Raw genomic sequence first — 17,430 nt, 5'->3', positions numbered from 1 at the left:
CGGGGCTTATACATTTGAGGCCGGAACGTTAAACTTCGTTCCGGCCTCTATGTCATTGTGGTGAATGCAACACCGCAATGGCTGCTGCAAAGCGGTTGAGCCCATCGGGGCGTGAACTTTCGTTCGTAAAAAAGCAGAACCCTTTGCAGCTTTTGAGGTCCTGTCGCACCGTTGAGGGAGCTTCGCGCTCGTGTATAAGGGAGACCAGCCTCATGTCTTATACTAGCCGTTTTGTCGGCATCGACATATCAAAATCGTCTTTGGATGCCTGCGTTCTGCCGGATGGCCAGACAGTAACCTATCAAAATACGGCAGCAGGCATTGCCAGTTTTCTCGCCTTTCTCGCAACTGTGGACGATATTGAACGTCTGGTTCTCGAACCGACCGGCGGTTACGAGCGCCTTGTCGTTGCCGCCTTGCAGGCCGCGCGATTGCCTGTCGCCAAGGTCAATGCGAAGCAGATCAGGCAGTTTGCACGTGCCTGTGGCCAACTCTCCAAGACCGACAGGATCGACGCCTTCATTCTTGCCGATTATGCAAGGCGCATGGAAACAAGAATTCTGCCACAACGCTCTTCTCAGGAGCGGGCTCTGGCGGATTTTGTCAGTCGTTACAGACAATTGTCGCACATGATCGTGCAGGAGAAAAATCGCCGGGAGAAGTTGACCGGGCGAACGAAAGTCTGGATCGAGGAAAGCCTGCGTTTCCTGCTCGATCAGCGTCAGGCTATCGTGGATGAAATGACGGCTTGCCTGAAAGCGGATGCAGAGTTGGGCCGGAAGGCCGAGGTTTTGATGTCGCTCAAGGGGATCGGCCTACGAACGGCATGCTTCATCCTGGCCGACCTGCCGGAACTGGGGCATACTGACAAAGGACAAATTGCCAAGCTGGTTGGCGTTGCGCCGCTTAATCGCGATAGTGGTCTGATGCGCGGCAAGCGCATGATTGCAGGTGGTAGAAGACATCTGCGCGACGCGCTTTACGTCGCAGCGCTGCCTGCCATTCGTTTCGATCCCGACATGAAGGCATTCTTCACGCGTCTCAAGCAGCAAGGAAAGCCCGGAAAGGTCGCACTTGTCGCCGTCATGCGTAAAATGATCATCATCCTAAATGCTAGAATGCGAGACGCAAACGCAACGGTGCTTGACGCCTAACACCGTTGCTTTTTCGTTTCTGATTATTACTCGCCACGACGCTTCTTGCTGTAACCGCCGCCTTCGGGCTTTTTACCGCCCTTCTTGAAGCCGTCCTTCTTGAAGTCGTCTCCGCGGGATGAATCACGCGGCTTGTCCCACTTGTCGCCCTTCGAGCGGTCGCCTTTATAGCCATCGCTCTTGTAGCCGTCGCGGAAGCCACTTTCCTTGAACTTGTCACCACGTGGTTTGAAGCCACCCTTGCCTTCGCGCGGGGCAGCGTCACCGCCTGCACCTGCAACGGCAGTGCGGATAACAAGACCCTTTTCACCAGTGCCGCGTTCTTCGACCGAACGGCGGAACTCATCAGCTTTGGACGCAGTGATTTCAAAGCGGGTTTCATTGTCGAAAATCTTGATCGAACCGACGTCGCGCTTGGAAACATCGCCCGCCTTGCAGATGAGCGGCAGCAGCCACTTCGGATCGGCGCGATGCTTGCGACCGGCAGAAACCGAGAACCACACGCCGTCGAAATGTGCATTACGGTCAAAACGTTCGCCCGGCTCGCCACGCTCACGACGCTCGCCGCGTTCGAAGCGGTCGCCGCGTTCGAAGCGGTCGCCGCGATCAGAGCGCTCACCTTTTTCAAAACGATCCCGGGGCTTCTTGCCACCAACCGGATGCACCGGAGCATCCGAGACTTCTTCCGCTGCCGGGTAGGAAGCCACTTCGCGATTGAGGAAAGCGCTTGCAATCTGTTCCGGCGTATAACGCTCGGTCAGCGCCTTCAGGAGATCCTGATATTCTTCTTCAACCGGCTGATTGAAGACTTCCGCATTCAAAATGCGCTCATTGGTCTTTGCCTGAACAGCAGCAATGCTTGGTGCCGGAACCGTCTGCGCATCGAGCTTTGCCATGTGCAGAAGGCGCTCTGCAGTGCGGCGACGCGAGAACGGTACGACCAGCACACAGGTGCCTTTGCGACCTGCACGACCCGTACGACCCGAACGGTGCAGCATCGTTTCGGGATTGTTCGGAAGATCGGCGTGAATAACGAGATCGAGATTGGGCAGATCGATACCACGTGCGGCAACGTCGGTCGCCACGCAGACGCGGGCGCGCCCATCGCGCATTGCCTGAAGCGCGTTATTGCGTTCCGCCTGGCTCAATTCGCCAGACAGTGCAACCACAGCGAAACCGCGATTGGAAAGCCGGCTTGCCATGTGCTTCACCGCTTCGCGGGTCGAGCAGAAAATGATCGAGTTCTGGGAATCGTAATAGAGCAGCGTATTGATGATCGCGTGGTCGCGCTCATGCGGCGGCACTGGCATGGCGACATAGTCGATGTCGGCGTGCTGGCTGGTTTCGCTCTGAACGGTGAGACGAAGCGCGTCGTTCTGGAAGCGCTTGGCAAGCTGGGCAATCGGCTTCGGCACGGTTGCCGAGAACATCAGCGTGCGGCGGTCTTCCGGCGCTTCGCCGAGGATGAATTCGAGGTCCTCGCGGAAGCCCATGTCGAGCATTTCGTCAGCTTCATCGAGAACAACGGCACGCAGTTCCGACATGTCGAGAGCATCGCGGGTGATATGGTCGCGCAGACGTCCCGGCGTACCGACAACGATGTGGGCGCCACGTTCCAGCGCACGACGCTCAGTGCGGATATCCATACCGCCAACGCAGGATGCAATGCGCGCACCGGTATCGGCATAGAGCCATTCCAGTTCACGACGAACCTGAAGCGCCAGTTCGCGCGTCGGCGCGATAATCATCGCAAGCGGCGCACCGGCATCACTGAAACGCAGTTCGTCTTCGAGGATGGTGTTGGCCATCGCGAGGCCGAAAGCGACCGTCTTGCCTGATCCGGTCTGTGCGGAAACGAGAAGATCAGCATCGAGCGTTTCGGGTGCCAGAACGGCATTTTGAACGGCGGTGAGTGTATTATAACCGCGAGCGGCTAATGCTCCGGACAGAGCCGGAGCGATGGTTTCGGGCAAAGACATGAACCACTTTCACGAAAAAAGCTTCTCAAGCCGTATACCCATTGGCCGTGAACCCACTTGTCCACGACTCCCCTGACGACCACCGAAGCAACAGAATTGATGCTTCCCTATAGGGTTGGACCGCTCAGGTCAACCGGCCAAACCTCAGAGCGCAATTCGATCCGATTGAATCGTACTGCCGCTCTGGTCCTTTTTGACGCGCATTTGGCCCGAAAACCGTTTCACACTTTTCGGAATGCGCTCTAATGTGCCTCATCCCAGTTATGCGCTGCGCGCGCATCGACATGCAGTGGCACAGCAAGCGATACGGCAGGCATTGCCGCATTTTCCATAATGTGACGAACGACCGGAATAGTCTTTTCGACCTCATTATCAGGCACTTCGAAGATCAGTTCGTCGTGCACTTGCAACAACATGCGCGCGGCAAGATTTTGCCCAGCCAGTGCATCTTCCATGCGGATCATGGCACGGCGGATAATGTCGGCCGCAGAACCCTGTATCGGCGCATTGATGGCAGCGCGCTCGTTGAAAGCGCGGACCTGCGGGTTGGATGCCTTGATATCGGGATAATGCGCACGGCGGCCGAAAATCGTTTCGACATAACCATGCTCGCGCGCGAAAGCCTTGGTCGCCTCCATGTAGTCCTTGATGCCGGGGAAGCGCTCGAAATAGGTCCGAATATATTGCCCTGCCTCTTCGCGCGGAATCGACAACTGGTTTGCCAGACCGAAGGCGGAAATGCCGTAGATGATGCCGAAATTGATTGCCTTGGCGCGCCGGCGCACTTCTGACGGCATGCCTTCAACCGGCACGCCGAACATTTCGGATGCCGTCATGGCGTGAATGTCTATGCCGTCGGCAAAGGCCTGTTTCAATTGCGCGATATCGGCCACGTGGGCCAGCACGCGCAGCTCGATCTGGCTGTAGTCGGCAGAAACCAGCTTGTTGCCGGGTTCGGCAATGAAGGCCGTCCTGATCTTGCGGCCTTCTGCGGTGCGAACCGGAATATTTTGCAGGTTTGGATCGGATGAGGAGAGACGTCCGGTCGAGGTGGACGCCATCGCATAGGACGTATGAACGCGCTTGGTCTCCGGGTTGATGAACCCCGGCAAAGCATCCGTATAGGTGGATTTGAGCTTGGTAAGCTGGCGCCAGTCAACGATCTTGCGCGGCAGCGGATGGCCTTCGGCAGCAAGATCTTCCAGCACCTGTGCAGACGTGGACCACTGGCCGGTCTTGGTTTTCGACGCGCCCGAAAGGCTCATCTTGCCAAAGAGAATGTCGCCGAGCTGCTTGGGTGAGCCGATATTGAACCTCTCGCCCGCCAGCTCGTAAATCTCGTCTTCATAGGCAGCAGCAGCCTGCGCCAGATCGCCGGAAAGGCGCGACAATACCTGCCGGTCAACGGCAATGCCGCGTTCTTCCATGCGTGCCAGAACATCCACCAGCGGACGTTCAAGACGTTCATAGACCGACATCAGCCCTTCGGCGGCAAGCCGCGGCTTCAGCACCTGCCAAAGGCGCAACGTCACGTCAGCATCTTCTGCTGCATAAGCCGTGGCGCGGTCGAGATCGACCATGTCGAAGCTGACGGCGCTTTTGCCGCTCCCCGCCACATCCTTGTAGGGAATTGGCGTATGGCCGAGCCAGCGCTCGGACAACGGGTCCATGCCATGGCTGCCCGTGCCCGCGTCCAGCACATAGGAAATCAGCATCGTATCGTCGAACGACACCGCATTGATCCCATGGCGGCGCATGACCAGCCAGTCATATTTCATGTTCTGCGCGATCTTGAGAACGGAAGCGTCCTCAAGCACGACCTTCAAAGCGGCCAGCGCTTCACCCAGCGGAATTTGTCCCTCGACCATGCCGCCGCCGAGAAGATCACCCGCACCGGATTTGTGCTGGAGCGGGATATAGGCAGCTCTGCCCGGCGCCAGCGCCAGCGAAAAGCCAACAAGCTCCGCCTGCATCGGATCGAGCGACGTCGTTTCCGTATCGAAGGCCAGAACCCCGATTTCAACCGCCTCTGCGAGCCACAGTTTCAGTGTGGCTATGTCGCGAATGCAGGTATACGCGCTCGTATCAATTGTCTGCGCGGTTGCTTCGGCCGCCCGCTTTTCTGCAAGCGCCCTCGGCGTGTAGCCCTGGTCCGAGGCAGTGACAGTGGAGGTCGAGACTGGTTGCGTCGCCGCATCGTCAGTTTTGGCGGGAACATCGACATCTGGACCGTGCGCATCCGCGCCCCAGTCGGTCTCCACATGGCAAGATTCGACGGCGGAAGCGTCAGTATCGGTTGCCTCGGCCACCCGGCGGGTGAGCGAAGTAAACTCCATGGCCTTGAGGAAGCCGATCAGCTTCGGGCCATTTTGCGGCTCGAGAACCAGAGCGTCCAGATCGACATCCAGCGGCACATCGGTCTTGAGCGTAACCAGTTCGCGCGAAATCTTGGTCTGGTCGGCAAAGGCCAGAATGTTCTCACGACGCTTGTTCTGCTTGATCTCTGAAGCACGGGCCAGAAGCGTATCGAGGTCGCCGAATTCCTCCAGCAATTGCGCCGCCGTCTTCGGCCCGATGCCGGGAATGCCCGGAACATTGTCGGTGCTGTCGCCGGTCAGCGATTGCAGGTCGATCATTTTTTCCGGCGGAACGCCCCATTTCTCGATCACTTCCGGGATCGAAATTTGCTTGTCCTTCATGCTGTCATACATCGACACGCTTGGCGTCACGAGCTGCATGAGATCCTTATCGGACGAAACAATGGTAACATCACCGCCAGCCTGTTCGGCGACACGGGCATAGGTCGCGATCAGATCGTCCGCCTCGAAACCTTCCTTCTCGATGCAGGGCAGATTGAACGCACGCGTTGCCTGACGGATGAGGCCGAACTGCGGAATGAGATCTTCCGGCGGCGCGGTGCGATTGGCCTTGTATTCGGGATAGATTTCGTTGCGGAACGTCTTCGACGAATAGTCGAAAATAACAGCGAAATGGGTCGGCACCACGCCGACATCAGTATTGCGCGCATCCTTCAGGAGCTTCCACAGCATGTTGCAGAAGCCCGAGACGGCACCAACCGGCAGACCATCCGTCTTGCGGGTCAGCGGTGGCAGGGCATGATAGGCGCGGAAAATATAGCCCGAGCCGTCAACGAGAAAGAGATGATCGCCTTTTTTCATAAGATAGAATTAGAGGAAAGCAGCCATAAAGGAAACCGCTCCTATGTCAGGAGAAACATCCGTCCACGAAAGAAAAACGATCACGCCGCGATAACACGTTTGTTACAGATTTGTAATCTTCCGTGCCCTTGAATAGCCACAGTTGAAAGGCCAAATTCTGGTCATCGACAGTTCGTCGGTCGCCGGTTTTCTGACCCGTCCCCCGTTGGATACCGGATGTTAGCGGCAGCCTCATTCCCCTCTCCGGGCTGCCGCTTTGAGTGTAGTGATATGGCCGTTACGGTAACCCCCTCACCGTAACGGCCAATTCATTTTCGGGCCGCCTTTTTCCCTTATGTTTGCAACTACGTTTCCGGGCAGCTTTTCTCAGGCGAGAAATCCCTGCTGCCATCCGGCTTGAAAACTTTCGGGTTCGGATCGTAGAGCGGACCTATAACGAGCGGTTCCGCTGGCAACACGGTTTGGTCCTGGCTGGAAACGACAGTGGTTGCGAGAGTCTGCAACAGGTCTCCATTCCTTGCGGTCACGCGAATGGAAACATCATAGGGCTTGTCCTTGACGATGCAGTGCAAAGGCTCGGTCTCCAGCGAAAGCTGATCCTGATTGGGAAAGACTTTCCGGTCGACCATGACCGGCGCGCCCTGCGTGGGATTGTCAAAGGCCGCAGTAACCGTCGCTCCGTCTTCCACCGGGCCGATCTTGCGCAGCGTGACCAGAAAGGTTGCGCGGGCGATGCGATAGTTGAAAACCACCAGCCGTCCCGAGATTTCGTAAGGTCCGGTCGTCTTTTCACGCTGGCATGCCGCCAGCAGCGGAAGAGTGAGCGCGATTGCGACGAGCGGTTTCACATCTTCACCTCCCGATTGCGATAATAGTGGCGGCTGGCCTTGGCCCGGTTTCCACAGACTGTCATGTCGCACCAGACCCGGCTGCGATTGCGGCTCTGATCGAGGAAAAGCCAGCCGCAATTGGCGCAGATTTTCAGGCGATCCGCATCGGCTCCTGACTGGCATGTTGCCATAAGCCTGAGCGCCGAATGCGCGGCAGCCGTCTCCAGCGCCATGGGCGATGTGGTGTGGCGCAGGACATCGGCTACGCATTCGAGAAGATCGGCCAGCAGCCGGTCATCGTCCTTGCCACGAACAAAGGCCCGAAAATAACCATCAATGGCTTCACGCAGCGAAAGAAACCGGCGCAGATTTTCAGGCTCGACCGAAGCAAGCGGCAAAGGCAGGCCTTTCTCCGCGCAAAACCTTTCCGCTGCGGAGGCAAAGCTTTTCAGATTATCCGGCTCGGCAAAACGATCCACGCTGCGCGTCGCGTCGTGGCGCAGGATGACACTGTTGGCAATATCCAGTGCCAGTGCACCGCCGGAAAAGCGATGAGAGGTCCAGGAAAAATTCATGCTGTATTATAACTGGTAAAACTTATTTTGACAGTTATAATCTGAACGAGGATGGAGGGCATATGCATGGCCTACCTCTTGCAGCAATTCGCCAATGCAGTGCCGCTGGCTGCAACCTATGCCATGCTGGCTTTCGGTTATGCGCTGAGCTTCGCAGTCATCAAACGAGCGGATATCAGCTATGGCGCGCTGGTAGCCTTTTCCGGTCAGCTTCTTCTCATTTTCACGGCGTTTGGCTGGAGCAGGCTCTGGCTGGTTTTACCCGCCGCGATTGGCGTCGGCGTTGTCGGGGCACTTTTTTACACACTTGCGGCTGGAGCAGTAATTGTGGGCTTCGTCATGCGGCCACTCAGCCGGGCATCGCCCAATATGGCAATGGTAGCGGCATTGGGTGTGGCCGTGGTGCTGATGGAAAGCGTTCGTCTCGCCGCCGGATCGAGGAGCCTCTGGCTGCCGCCCTTGTTGCCGGACAAGATCACCTTCTGGGGCGAGGGCGACAAGGCGGTCGTACTGACCACGATGCAAATCATCAATACGCTTGTGATGGCTTCCATCGTGCTGACCGGCAGCTTTGCCTTGCAGCGCACCCGCTTCGGCCGTAACTGGCGGGCGGTTCGCGATGATGTGCTGGCTGCGCAACTGTGCGGGGTTAATGCGGGACGTGTCTTTCTCGCCGCCTATATGGGCGCCGTGCTGGTCGCCGCCCTGTCGGGCATTCTGATGACGGCTTATTACGGCACGATGAGTTCCGGCGATGGATTGCTACTTGGCCTCAAAATACTGATGATCGGCGCGGTGGGCGGCTATTTCTCTCCACTTGCTTCAGCGGGCGGTGCAGCCTTGCTGGCATTTGCGGAAACCTTCTGGACAGCTTTCGCGCCGATTGTCTGGCGCGAGCCGGCAATTTTTGCATTGCTGATCTTCCTCCTGAACGTCAGCCGCCGCGAAAGTCTTTCACCCTGACAAATGACTTCAATTTGCCGAAACTGCTTGCAAATTGGGTTTCCAGCAGGAAACGCTGGTTGTAGTGTGCCGCCAGTTTACGTTACGACTCGTCAGGAAGTTTTCATGTCCCAGCAATCGTCTGCGCCATCGCTCGACAAAGTCCTCACCCATCTCGACGCCAATCTCGACCAAAGCCTGGATCGTCTGTTCGAACTGCTGCGGATCAAGTCGATTTCGACTGACCCAGCCTACAAGGCCGATTGCCGCAAAGCTGCGGAATGGCTTGTCGCCGATCTCAAATCGATTGGCTTTGATGCCAGCGTGCGCGACACGCCGGGCCATCCGATGGTGGTTGCGCATCATGACGGCGCCACGCCCGATGCGCCGCATGTGCTCTTCTACGGTCACTATGATGTGCAGCCGGTTGACCCGCTCAACCTGTGGGAAAACGATCCTTTCGATCCTGCGATCAAGGATGTGGGTAACGGTCGCAAGATCCTGACCGGTCGCGGCACGTCCGACGACAAGGGCCAGCTCATGACCTTTGTGGAAGCCTGCCGCGCCTATAAGGCGATCAACGGCAATCTGCCCGTCAAGGTGACGCTGCTGTTCGAAGGCGAGGAAGAATCCGGTTCGCCGTCGCTGAAGCCGTTCCTCGATGCAAACAAGGCGGAACTGAAAGCCGATGTGGCGCTCGTCTGCGACACGTCCATGTGGGACACGGAAACGCCTGCCATCAGCGTCGGCCTGCGCGGCCTCGTCGGCGAGGAAATCGTCATCAAGGCTGCCGACCGCGATCTGCATTCCGGCTTCTTCGGTGGCGCTGCAGCAAACCCGATCCACATCCTGGCCAAGATTCTGGCCGACCTTCACGACGAAACCGGGCGCATCACTGTGCCAGGCTTTTATGAAGGTGTGGAAGAAACGCCAACGCAGATTCTGAAATCATGGGAGAGCCTTGGCCGCACGGCTGAGAACTTCCTTGGCCCGATCGGTCTTTCCATTCCATCCGGCGAAAAAGGCCGCAGCGTTCTGGAACTGACATGGGCGCGCCCAACTGCGGAAGTCAACGGGATCACCGGCGGTTATACCGGCGAAGGCTTCAAGACCGTGATCGCGGCGGAAGCTTCGGCAAAGGTTTCGTTCCGTCTCGTCCACAAGCAGGATCCGGTCAAAATCCGCGAAGCCTTCCGCGCTTTTGTCAAGGAACGTCTGCCAGCCGATTGCTCGGTCGAATTCCATCCGCATGGTGGCTCACCAGCCATCCAGCTACCCTACGATTCCCCGCTTGTTTCCAAGGCCAAAGATGCACTTTCCGACGAATGGCCGAAGCCAGCCGTGCTGATCGCCATGGGCGGCTCTATCCCGATTGTCGGCGACTTCGACAAGTTCCTCGGTATGGAATCGCTGCTCGTGGGCTTTGGCCTCGAAGATGATCGCATCCATTCGCCCAATGAAAAATATGAGCTGAATTCCTTCCATAAGGGCCAGCGCTCCTGGGCTCGCATTATGGCGGCTATCGCCGCCAAGTAGGGCTCGCATTATGGCGGCTGTCGCCGCTAAACAGGCCCGCATTACGGCGGCAACTGCCGCGAAACAAGGACAACTGAATGACCATCCGTTTTCATAAAAACGATCTGCCGAACCTCGATCATTATCAGGTCGATGCGGTCGCCATCGATACCGAGACGCTGGGCCTGAACCCGCATCGCGACCGGCTCTGCGTGGTGCAGATTTCACCCGGCGACGGCACGGCGGACGTGATCCAGATTGAAGCCGGTCAGAAGAAGGCCCCCAATCTGGTCAAGCTTCTGAAAGATCGCTCGATCACCAAGATCTTTCATTTCGGCCGGTTCGATCTGGCGGTGCTGGCGCACGCTTTCGGCACCATGCCGCAGCCTGTGTTCTGCACCAAGATCGCATCGAAGCTGACCCGCACCTATACGGACCGCCACGGTCTGAAAGAGCTTTGCAACGAGCTTCTCGACGTATCGATTTCCAAACAGCAGCAATCATCGGACTGGGCAGCGGATATTCTCTCGCAGGCGCAGCTCGAATATGCAGCTTCAGACGTGCTCTATCTGCATCGCCTGAAGGCTGTTCTGGAACAGCGGCTGGAACGCGATGGCCGCGCAAAACAGGCCGAAGCCTGCTTCAAATTCCTGCCGACGCGCTCGGAACTTGATCTGATGGGCTGGCCGGAAGACGATATTTTTGCACATTCGTGATGAAATCAAACGGCGGCAACAGCCGCCGTTTTCTTTTGCGGCGCCTGATCGATATAGGCCCAGCCGGGACGGCGGAACAAAAACTGCCCATAGCCGCTCCACTGGACAAGTCCATAAAGAATGACCGGGCCAATCACGCCGCTTGCTGTCGTCAGAAGCGAGACTGTACCGATATCGCCGATGCCGAGTTTCAACAGCACAGTGCGGGCAATGGCCATCGGCACGAAGAAAGCCAGATAGACGACAATCGAATGCGCACCGAGCCAGCTCAAGCCTCGGTGTAGCCAGTTTCTGGCTGACAGCAGGCTGAGAAGCGACGAAACGGAAATAATCGCCAGCGCGCCCACCAGCCCCAACAAAAGCGACACAACCGGCAGATCGCTGATTGCGCCCCGCCCATCCAGAAGGTCGCTTGCGGGTGATATCAGCGCGGCAAGGCTTTCCGGCACGGGCATGAAGACGAGCTTATATTCGATCAAGCCCCAGACCAGCAGTCCGGCAACACCGATGAGCGGGCGCTGGCGTAGCCAGTCTGCGGCCCGGAAGACGGCGGGAGCAAAGGCATAGCCGGCGAAGAAATAAACGAAACGCGAGCAGAATTCGTCAATCATTACCCAGCCAGTGTGCACGGGCAGGATTTCAAGCACCGCCAGCGCTGCAAAGGTCACGCCGACCGGCACGCGCTTCAAAAGCCGCGTCGCAATAAAGAAAACAGGCAGGAGATAGATGAACCAGAGCGTTCCGAACGGCTCAATGAAAGCCATCAGATAGGCACTCAGCACACCGGAAATTCCGGCTTCGCTGGCAATGCCCGGCGCCTTGAATGCGAACTGGATCGTCAGCCAGAGAATGTAGAAATAGAGAAAGTGCACAACCTTGCGGTCGAGATAACGCCGCCATGGCCGGTCAATGACAAGACCGAGGAACAGGCCTGATATCATGAAGAAATCCGGCATGCGAAAAGGCTTGGCGAAGGCGACTACATAGTGCATCCAGCCTTGCGCCCCGGCTGCCTTCTCCACGCCGAGCGTCGAGTGCATCATGACAACGAAGATGATGCAGATACCCTTGGCAATATCGACCCAGTCGACCCGCCCGGTTGCGCTCTTTGTGTCATGCATTTCCGTTTCCCCACCACTTCTGCTGTTTTCTATAACGCGAATGACGGCGGAATGACATACTATAGAACCTGCGCCATATCGCGCGGACTGCTATCGAGACGCCTCACAAGGCACTCACGGGAACGTGTATCGCCCAGTCGACATTCCTCTTGATGTGTCCCGTTTGCTACAGACTTTTGACAGTAATCGCTTATATTAGGGACAAATATTGGTTCTGAGACTTTCCTTCAGGAGGTTTATCATGAAGCTCAAGGCCCTTCTTCTTGCATCGACTGTCGCCCTTGTGGCCACTACAGGCGCGAAGGCTGCCGACGCCGTCATCGAACAGGAACCAGCTCCGGTTGTGGTCGCTCCGTCCTTTACCTGGAACGGTGCCTACATCGGTGGCCAGATCGGCTACGGCTGGGGCAAGTCGAATTTCGATGGCGATCTCTACAGCTACGGCAACGTCAAGCCAGATGGTTTCCTCGGCGGCATCTATGCTGGCTATAACTTCGATCTTGGCAACAGCATTGTGCTCGGTATCGATGGTGACGTGACCTATAATGACGTCTCCAAGGACATTGATGTTTATAACGGCGATCTTGCAGTCGGCGATTTTGAAACCAAGCTTCGCTGGTCGGGTGCGGTTCGCGCTCGTGTCGGTTATGCAGTTGATCGTTTCATGCCTTACATCGCCGGTGGTGTGGCCTTCGGCAACATCAAGAACAGCGGTAGCATTGATGGCATTGGCAGCTTCTCCGAAAGCAAGACGCTTACCGGCTGGACCGCAGGTGCTGGCGTCGACTATGCCGCGACCGACAATCTGATTGTTCGCCTTGAATATCGCTACACCGACTATGGCGACAAGGACATCGACTTCGGTGGCCTGAACATCAATCAGGACTTCAAGACGAACGAAGTTCGCCTCGGCGTCGCATACAAGTTCTAATTCTGGTTGCACACATCTAGAAAAAGGGCCCCGCTTTGCGGGGCCTTTTTTTGTCGATCAGAACCTAAATTTATTGCGGTAATTTTTATTATACACTAAAGCATATAGAAAGAACATATTCAGCTTTGTCTTTATTTACTATTCTACAGATTAGTTAGTAAATTAATTGAATCCTAAACTAAATTTATGTTGCCATAATGTTACATACATTGCCGGGTCGCAATACTATATACCGATCCATATCGAACATATTTTATAGGAGTTTTCGATGAAGTTCAGAATTTTACTAGGCGCATCCCTGCTCGCAGTCATCGCAAGCACCGGTGCTTATGCAGCAGACGCAATCGTTGCGCAGGAACCTGCTCCGATGGCAGCTCCAGCCTTCTCATGGGGCGGTGCTTACATCGGTGGTGAAGTTGGTTGGGGCTGGGGCCGCGCCAAGCTGGACGACAAGAACAACGGCCAGTCCAGCGAATTCAAGCCAAATGGCTTTATCGGCGGCGTCTATGCCGGTTATAACTTCGACATGGGCAACAACGTCATTCTCGGCGTCGACGGCAACTTCGACTATAACGACCTGAAGAAGTCGCATGACTATATCTCGAATGGCAGCGCTGTTCAGACCTCGGCTGAAACGAAACTGCGGTGGTCGGGTGCCGTTCGCGCACGCGCTGGCTATGCCGTTGATCGCTTCATGCCTTACATTGCCGGTGGTGTTGCCTTCGGTGGCGTGAAGAACTCGCTCAACATCGGCGGCAGCAGCTATGACAGCAACAAGACCCTGACCGGTTGGACTATCGGCACCGGCGTTGATTACGCTGCAACCGACAATGTTCTGCTTCGCCTCGAATATCGTTATACCGATTTCGGCAACAAGGATTTCGGTCTCGGCAACGTCAATACCCGCGGTTCGTTCAAGACCAACGATATCCGCCTCGGCGTCGCTTACAAGTTCTAAGCACAGTCAGGCTTAAAACGACGAGAAAGGCTCCGCTCCTGCGGGGCCTTTTTTGTGCATGGATGATTTACGTCCCTTTAAACTGCCGCATTTACCCTGCACCGGATTAGGCCCTTATTTGCTTTTGCGGCACAGAATCCCGTAAAGCACGCAAACATTATTCAAAATGACCGGTCTGCATCACGACAGGACCGGCAAACGGGTGGGCGGATCCAGGCTGACATGGCATCGCGTGACGATAAAAACCGGCGCATCGAACCTTCCTTCGGTGGCGAAGAGAAAAAAGATGACGAGGTTTTTCGCGTCGACGAGGAGGACCGCATGGCTCGCGCACAGCAGCGCCGACGCAAGCAATCCGACGAACCGGAACCGCGCTCCTCGCGACGCGGCAAGAAGAAGCCGCGTGGCTTTTTCGGCTTTCTGCGTCGCTCGATCTACTGGTGCCTCGTGCTTGGTCTCTGGGGCAGCATCGCCTTTGCAGGCATGCTGGTCTATTTCGCAGCCAAGATGCCGCCGACGACCGACTGGACCATTCCGGATCGTCCGCCAAATGTACGCATCGTCGATGTCAACGGAAACCTGATCGCCAATCGCGGGACGACCGGTGGCGAGGCGGTGGGCTTGCATGAAATGTCGCCCTTTATCCCGAAGGCCGTCATCGCCATCGAGGACCGACGCTTCTATTCGCATTTTGGCATCGACCCCATCGGTCTTGCCCGCGCTGTTGTAACCAATCTGGTTTCGGGCCGCGCGGTTCAGGGCGGCTCCACACTCACCCAACAGCTTGCCAAGAATCTGTTTCTTTCTCCCGACCGCACACTGGAGCGCAAGGTGCAGGAAGTCATGCTCGCGCTGTGGCTCGAGCACAAATATACCAAGGATCAGATTCTGGAGATGTATCTGAACCGGGTCTATCTCGGATCCGGCGCCTTCGGTGTCGATGCTGCCTCGCGACGCTATTTCAACAAATCGGCCAAGGATGTGAATCTGATGGAGGCGGCAACCCTTGCCGGTCTTCTGAAGGCACCGTCGCGCCTGTCGCCTGCCCGCGATCCGGAAGCCGCCGCCGCACGTGCCAAGCTGGTGCTGGGCGCGATGCGTCAGGAAGGCATGATCGACGACAGCCAGATGGCTATCGCCGAAAGCGAACCGATGACACGCGCGCCATCCTATTGGCAAGGTTCGGAAAACTATGTCGCTGATAAGGTAGTGGCGGAACTCCCCGAACTGATCGGTGAAGCGAAGGAAGACATCACCGTCCAGACCACCATCGATCTCAACCTGCAGCGCGCCGGTGAAGAGGCAATCAAGGACCAGATTTCCCAGAATGGCAAAAAGATGAATGCCAGCCAGGGTGCGCTCGTTTCCATAGATAGCACGGGCGCGGTTCGCGCCATGGTCGGTGGCGTGGATTATGCCACAAGCCAGTTCGACCGTGTCACCGATGCCCATCGCCAGCCCGCATCCTCCTTCAAGCCCTTCGTTTATCTGACGGCGCTTGAACAGGGCCGCACACCGGATTCGGTGCGCAATGATGCTCCCGTCCGCATCGGCAAGTGGACGCCGAGTAACGACAACGGCAAATATATGGGACAGGTGACACTCGCCACCGCCCTTTCTCACTCGCTGAACTCCGTTGCCGCGCAGCTCGTGATGGAAGTCGGTCCGCAAACCGTGATCGATACCGCGCATCGGCTCGGCGTGCAGTCGAAACTTGAAGCCAATGCCTCGCTGGCGCTGGGTACATCGGAAGTGACGCTGCTGGAACTGACGGACGCCTATGTGCCGTTTGCCAATGGCGGCTATCGCGCGCCCGTCTATTTCATCACCAAGGTGACGGATTCGGACGGCAAGGTACTTTACCAGAAGGAAGACGGCGTCGGTCCACGCGTCATCGATGAGCGCAATGTCGGCATGATGAATGCCATGCTGCGGCGCACGGTGGAAGACGGGACGGCAAAGCGAGCTGCCTTCGGCTGGCCCGCCGCAGGCAAGACCGGCACCAGCCAGAATTTCCGCGATGCATGGTTTGTCGGCTATACGGCCAATCTCACGACCGGCGTGTGGTTCGGAAATGATGATGGCAAGGGTATGAAGCGCGTGTTCGGCGCGACCTTGCCGGTTGCTGCCTGGAAAAGCTTCATGAAAGAAGCGCACAAGGGCGTGCCGGTCGCCGAACTGCCCGGCCATTACGACATTCAGAACGTTGTCCCCGGCGGCAGCGACGGTATCGATCCGAATGCGCCTTACGATCCCGGCATGATGCCGCAAGACCCCTATGGCAATCAGCCAATGGCGGGGAACGGCGATGACGGTTACTGGCCGCCTGCGCCGGATTCCACGGCTCGCAACGGCATCCAGCAGTCGAGTGAAACGGGGCGCCCGCTCGCCGAACAGCCCGGCGCTGCGACATACCCGGCTAATTCCAATGACAACTACCGCCCGATGCCGCCCGGTGATGTGGGCGGCGGGCAGCAGCAGTCAGGAAAATCCACGACATTGCTCGATATCATCATGGGCAATTCGCAATAGAACCAGCCAGCAAGGGCCGCCGCCGCCGGCCTTTACGCGTGATCCTGTGAACCACCAGCTTCAAAGCAAACTCGCGCAAGCGCGTTTCACCAGAGCGCATCGTTTCCGAAAACCGTTTCACACTTTTCGGAATGCGCTTTAATTCCCCTCGAAATCTTGAGCGGCTTGGTCTATTCAAGATTGGAGAGCGAGGTTTTCATGTCCCAAGTCACCAAAACAGACGTTGCCGGTTCCGATACTCCCAAGGTGGATACCGAACGTAAAACTCTGGTCCTGACCGGTGCCAGCCGTGGCATCGGCCATGCGACGGTGAAGCGTTTTTCGCGTGCCGGGTGGCGCGTCATAACCTGCTCGCGACAGGATTTTTCCGACAATTGCCCGTGGCCCGCAGGTCCGGAAGATCACATCAAGGTCGATCTGGCCGATCAGGAAGATGTCGGCAAGGCAATCGCCGAAATCCGCCGCCGTCTCGAAGCCGATGGCAGCAAGCTTCATGCATTGGTCAACAATGCAGGCATTTCGCCGAAGGCGGAGGGCGGGCGCCGCATGAATTCCATCGAAACGCCCATGGCAGTCTGGCGCGATGTGTTTCAGGTCAATTTCCTGGCCTCGATCATGCTGGCGCGCGGCCTGTTCAAGGAACTGGAAGCTGCACATGGCTCGGTCGTCAACGTGACCTCAATCGCGGGTAGCCGCGTGCATCCGTTTGCCGGAACAGCCTATGCAACCTCAAAGGCCGCACTTGCTGCCCTGACCCGCGAAATGGCGTCCGACTTTGGGCCTTATGGCATCCGCGTCAATGCCATTGCGCCCGGCGAAATCGATACGGCGATCCTTTCGCCGGGAACCGACAAGCTGGTGGAACAGCTTCCGATGCGTCGCCTCGGCAAGACATCGGAAGTGGCGGAAACGATCTACTTCCTTTGCTCCGAGGCTTCGTCCTATGTGACGGGATCGGAAATTCACATCAATGGCGGCCAGCACGTCTGACATTCATA

13 protein-coding genes are annotated in these 17,430 nt (G+C 57.1%); 8 read left to right on the top strand and 5 right to left on the bottom strand.

What is annotated here, in order from left to right:
- Positions 1 to 212 precede the first annotated feature (212 nt).
- Positions 213 to 1,154: an IS110 family RNA-guided transposase gene (locus F9K91_RS06905; protein ID WP_024897869.1), complete on the top strand. Its 942-nt coding sequence runs from the start codon at positions 213 to 215 to the stop codon at positions 1,152 to 1,154.
- 26 nt (positions 1,155 to 1,180) lie between these two features.
- Here F9K91_RS06905 and F9K91_RS06900 read toward each other — a convergent pair whose 3' ends face one another.
- The 4 genes from F9K91_RS06900 to F9K91_RS06880 all read right to left on the bottom strand — a co-directional run bounded on the left by F9K91_RS06900 (position 1,181) and on the right by F9K91_RS06880 (position 7,717).
- On the bottom strand, positions 1,181 to 3,133 hold the full coding sequence (locus F9K91_RS06900) for a DEAD/DEAH box helicase (protein WP_151677504.1): 1,953 nt from the start codon (positions 3,131 to 3,133) through the stop codon (positions 1,181 to 1,183).
- Positions 3,134 to 3,375: 242 nt separating this feature from the next.
- Positions 3,376 to 6,312: a DNA polymerase I gene (gene polA, locus F9K91_RS06895; RefSeq protein ID WP_151677503.1), complete on the bottom strand. Its 2,937-nt coding sequence runs from the start codon at positions 6,310 to 6,312 to the stop codon at positions 3,376 to 3,378.
- 344 nt (positions 6,313 to 6,656) lie between these two features.
- Positions 6,657 to 7,160 (bottom strand): hypothetical protein, encoded by a 504-nt coding sequence (locus F9K91_RS06885; RefSeq protein WP_151677502.1) that lies wholly within the window; start codon positions 7,158 to 7,160, stop codon positions 6,657 to 6,659.
- A complete protein-coding gene (locus tag F9K91_RS06880) occupies positions 7,157 to 7,717 on the bottom strand; it encodes a CGNR zinc finger domain-containing protein (protein WP_151677501.1) in 561 nt (186 codons plus the stop codon). Before F9K91_RS06880 ends, F9K91_RS06885 begins: the two co-directional genes overlap by 4 nt.
- A 66-nt stretch (positions 7,718 to 7,783) precedes the next feature.
- On the opposite strand from F9K91_RS06880, the gene F9K91_RS06875 reads away from it, so the two are divergent.
- The 3 genes from F9K91_RS06875 (at position 7,784) to F9K91_RS06865 (ending at position 10,890) form a co-directional block, all read left to right on the top strand.
- A complete protein-coding gene (locus tag F9K91_RS06875) occupies positions 7,784 to 8,680 on the top strand; it encodes a branched-chain amino acid ABC transporter permease (RefSeq protein WP_151677500.1) in 897 nt (298 codons plus the stop codon).
- Positions 8,681 to 8,785: 105 nt separating this feature from the next.
- A complete protein-coding gene (locus tag F9K91_RS06870) occupies positions 8,786 to 10,195 on the top strand; it encodes a dipeptidase (protein ID WP_151556557.1) in 1,410 nt (469 codons plus the stop codon).
- Between the two features lie 77 nt (positions 10,196 to 10,272).
- The gene (locus F9K91_RS06865) at positions 10,273 to 10,890 is read left to right on the top strand and encodes a ribonuclease D (protein WP_061344808.1); all 618 of its coding nucleotides are present in this window, start codon (positions 10,273 to 10,275) and stop codon (positions 10,888 to 10,890) included.
- 5 nt (positions 10,891 to 10,895) lie between these two features.
- On the opposite strand, the gene F9K91_RS06860 is transcribed toward F9K91_RS06865, so the two are convergent.
- Positions 10,896 to 12,011 (bottom strand): acyltransferase family protein, encoded by a 1,116-nt coding sequence (locus F9K91_RS06860; protein ID WP_151677499.1) that lies wholly within the window; start codon positions 12,009 to 12,011, stop codon positions 10,896 to 10,898.
- A 241-nt stretch (positions 12,012 to 12,252) separates the two neighbouring features.
- On the opposite strand from F9K91_RS06860, the gene F9K91_RS06855 reads away from it, so the two are divergent.
- The 4 genes from F9K91_RS06855 (at position 12,253) to F9K91_RS06840 (ending at position 17,422) form a co-directional block, all read left to right on the top strand.
- The gene (locus F9K91_RS06855) at positions 12,253 to 12,942 is read left to right on the top strand and encodes an outer membrane protein (protein ID WP_151677498.1); all 690 of its coding nucleotides are present in this window, start codon (positions 12,253 to 12,255) and stop codon (positions 12,940 to 12,942) included.
- A 268-nt stretch (positions 12,943 to 13,210) separates the two neighbouring features.
- Positions 13,211 to 13,900 (top strand): outer membrane protein, encoded by a 690-nt coding sequence (locus tag F9K91_RS06850; RefSeq protein WP_151650946.1) that lies wholly within the window; start codon positions 13,211 to 13,213, stop codon positions 13,898 to 13,900.
- Positions 13,901 to 14,122: 222 nt separating this feature from the next.
- On the top strand, positions 14,123 to 16,432 hold the full coding sequence (locus tag F9K91_RS06845; RefSeq protein ID WP_151650945.1) for a transglycosylase domain-containing protein: 2,310 nt from the start codon (positions 14,123 to 14,125) through the stop codon (positions 16,430 to 16,432).
- 198 nt (positions 16,433 to 16,630) lie between these two features.
- A complete protein-coding gene (locus tag F9K91_RS06840; RefSeq protein WP_151556562.1) occupies positions 16,631 to 17,422 on the top strand; it encodes an SDR family NAD(P)-dependent oxidoreductase in 792 nt (263 codons plus the stop codon).
- Positions 17,423 to 17,430 lie beyond the last annotated feature (8 nt).

It is taken from the genome of Brucella tritici, assembly GCF_008932295.1.
GTDB lineage: Bacteria > Pseudomonadota > Alphaproteobacteria > Rhizobiales > Rhizobiaceae > Brucella > Brucella tritici.
This window is presented reverse-complemented; position numbering and strand designations above follow the sequence as displayed.

What these genes read in the sequence shown, in the direction of transcription:
- F9K91_RS06905 (WP_024897869.1), top strand. Translation starts at nt 213, where the DNA reads ATGTCTTATACTAGCCGTTTTGTCGGCATCGACATATCAAAATCGTCT.
- F9K91_RS06900 (WP_151677504.1), bottom strand. Translation starts at nt 3,133, where the DNA reads ATGTCTTTGCCCGAAACCATCGCTCCGGCTCTGTCCGGAGCATTAGCC.
- polA (WP_151677503.1), bottom strand. Translation starts at nt 6,312, where the DNA reads ATGAAAAAAGGCGATCATCTCTTTCTCGTTGACGGCTCGGGCTATATT.
- F9K91_RS06880 (WP_151677501.1), bottom strand. Translation starts at nt 7,717, where the DNA reads ATGAATTTTTCCTGGACCTCTCATCGCTTTTCCGGCGGTGCACTGGCA.
- F9K91_RS06875 (WP_151677500.1), top strand. Translation starts at nt 7,784, where the DNA reads ATGGCCTACCTCTTGCAGCAATTCGCCAATGCAGTGCCGCTGGCTGCA.
- F9K91_RS06870 (WP_151556557.1), top strand. Translation starts at nt 8,786, where the DNA reads ATGTCCCAGCAATCGTCTGCGCCATCGCTCGACAAAGTCCTCACCCAT.
- F9K91_RS06865 (WP_061344808.1), top strand. Translation starts at nt 10,273, where the DNA reads ATGACCATCCGTTTTCATAAAAACGATCTGCCGAACCTCGATCATTAT.
- F9K91_RS06860 (WP_151677499.1), bottom strand. Translation starts at nt 12,011, where the DNA reads ATGCATGACACAAAGAGCGCAACCGGGCGGGTCGACTGGGTCGATATT.
- F9K91_RS06855 (WP_151677498.1), top strand. Translation starts at nt 12,253, where the DNA reads ATGAAGCTCAAGGCCCTTCTTCTTGCATCGACTGTCGCCCTTGTGGCC.
- F9K91_RS06850 (WP_151650946.1), top strand. Translation starts at nt 13,211, where the DNA reads ATGAAGTTCAGAATTTTACTAGGCGCATCCCTGCTCGCAGTCATCGCA.
- F9K91_RS06845 (WP_151650945.1), top strand. Translation starts at nt 14,123, where the DNA reads ATGGCATCGCGTGACGATAAAAACCGGCGCATCGAACCTTCCTTCGGT.
- F9K91_RS06840 (WP_151556562.1), top strand. Translation starts at nt 16,631, where the DNA reads ATGTCCCAAGTCACCAAAACAGACGTTGCCGGTTCCGATACTCCCAAG.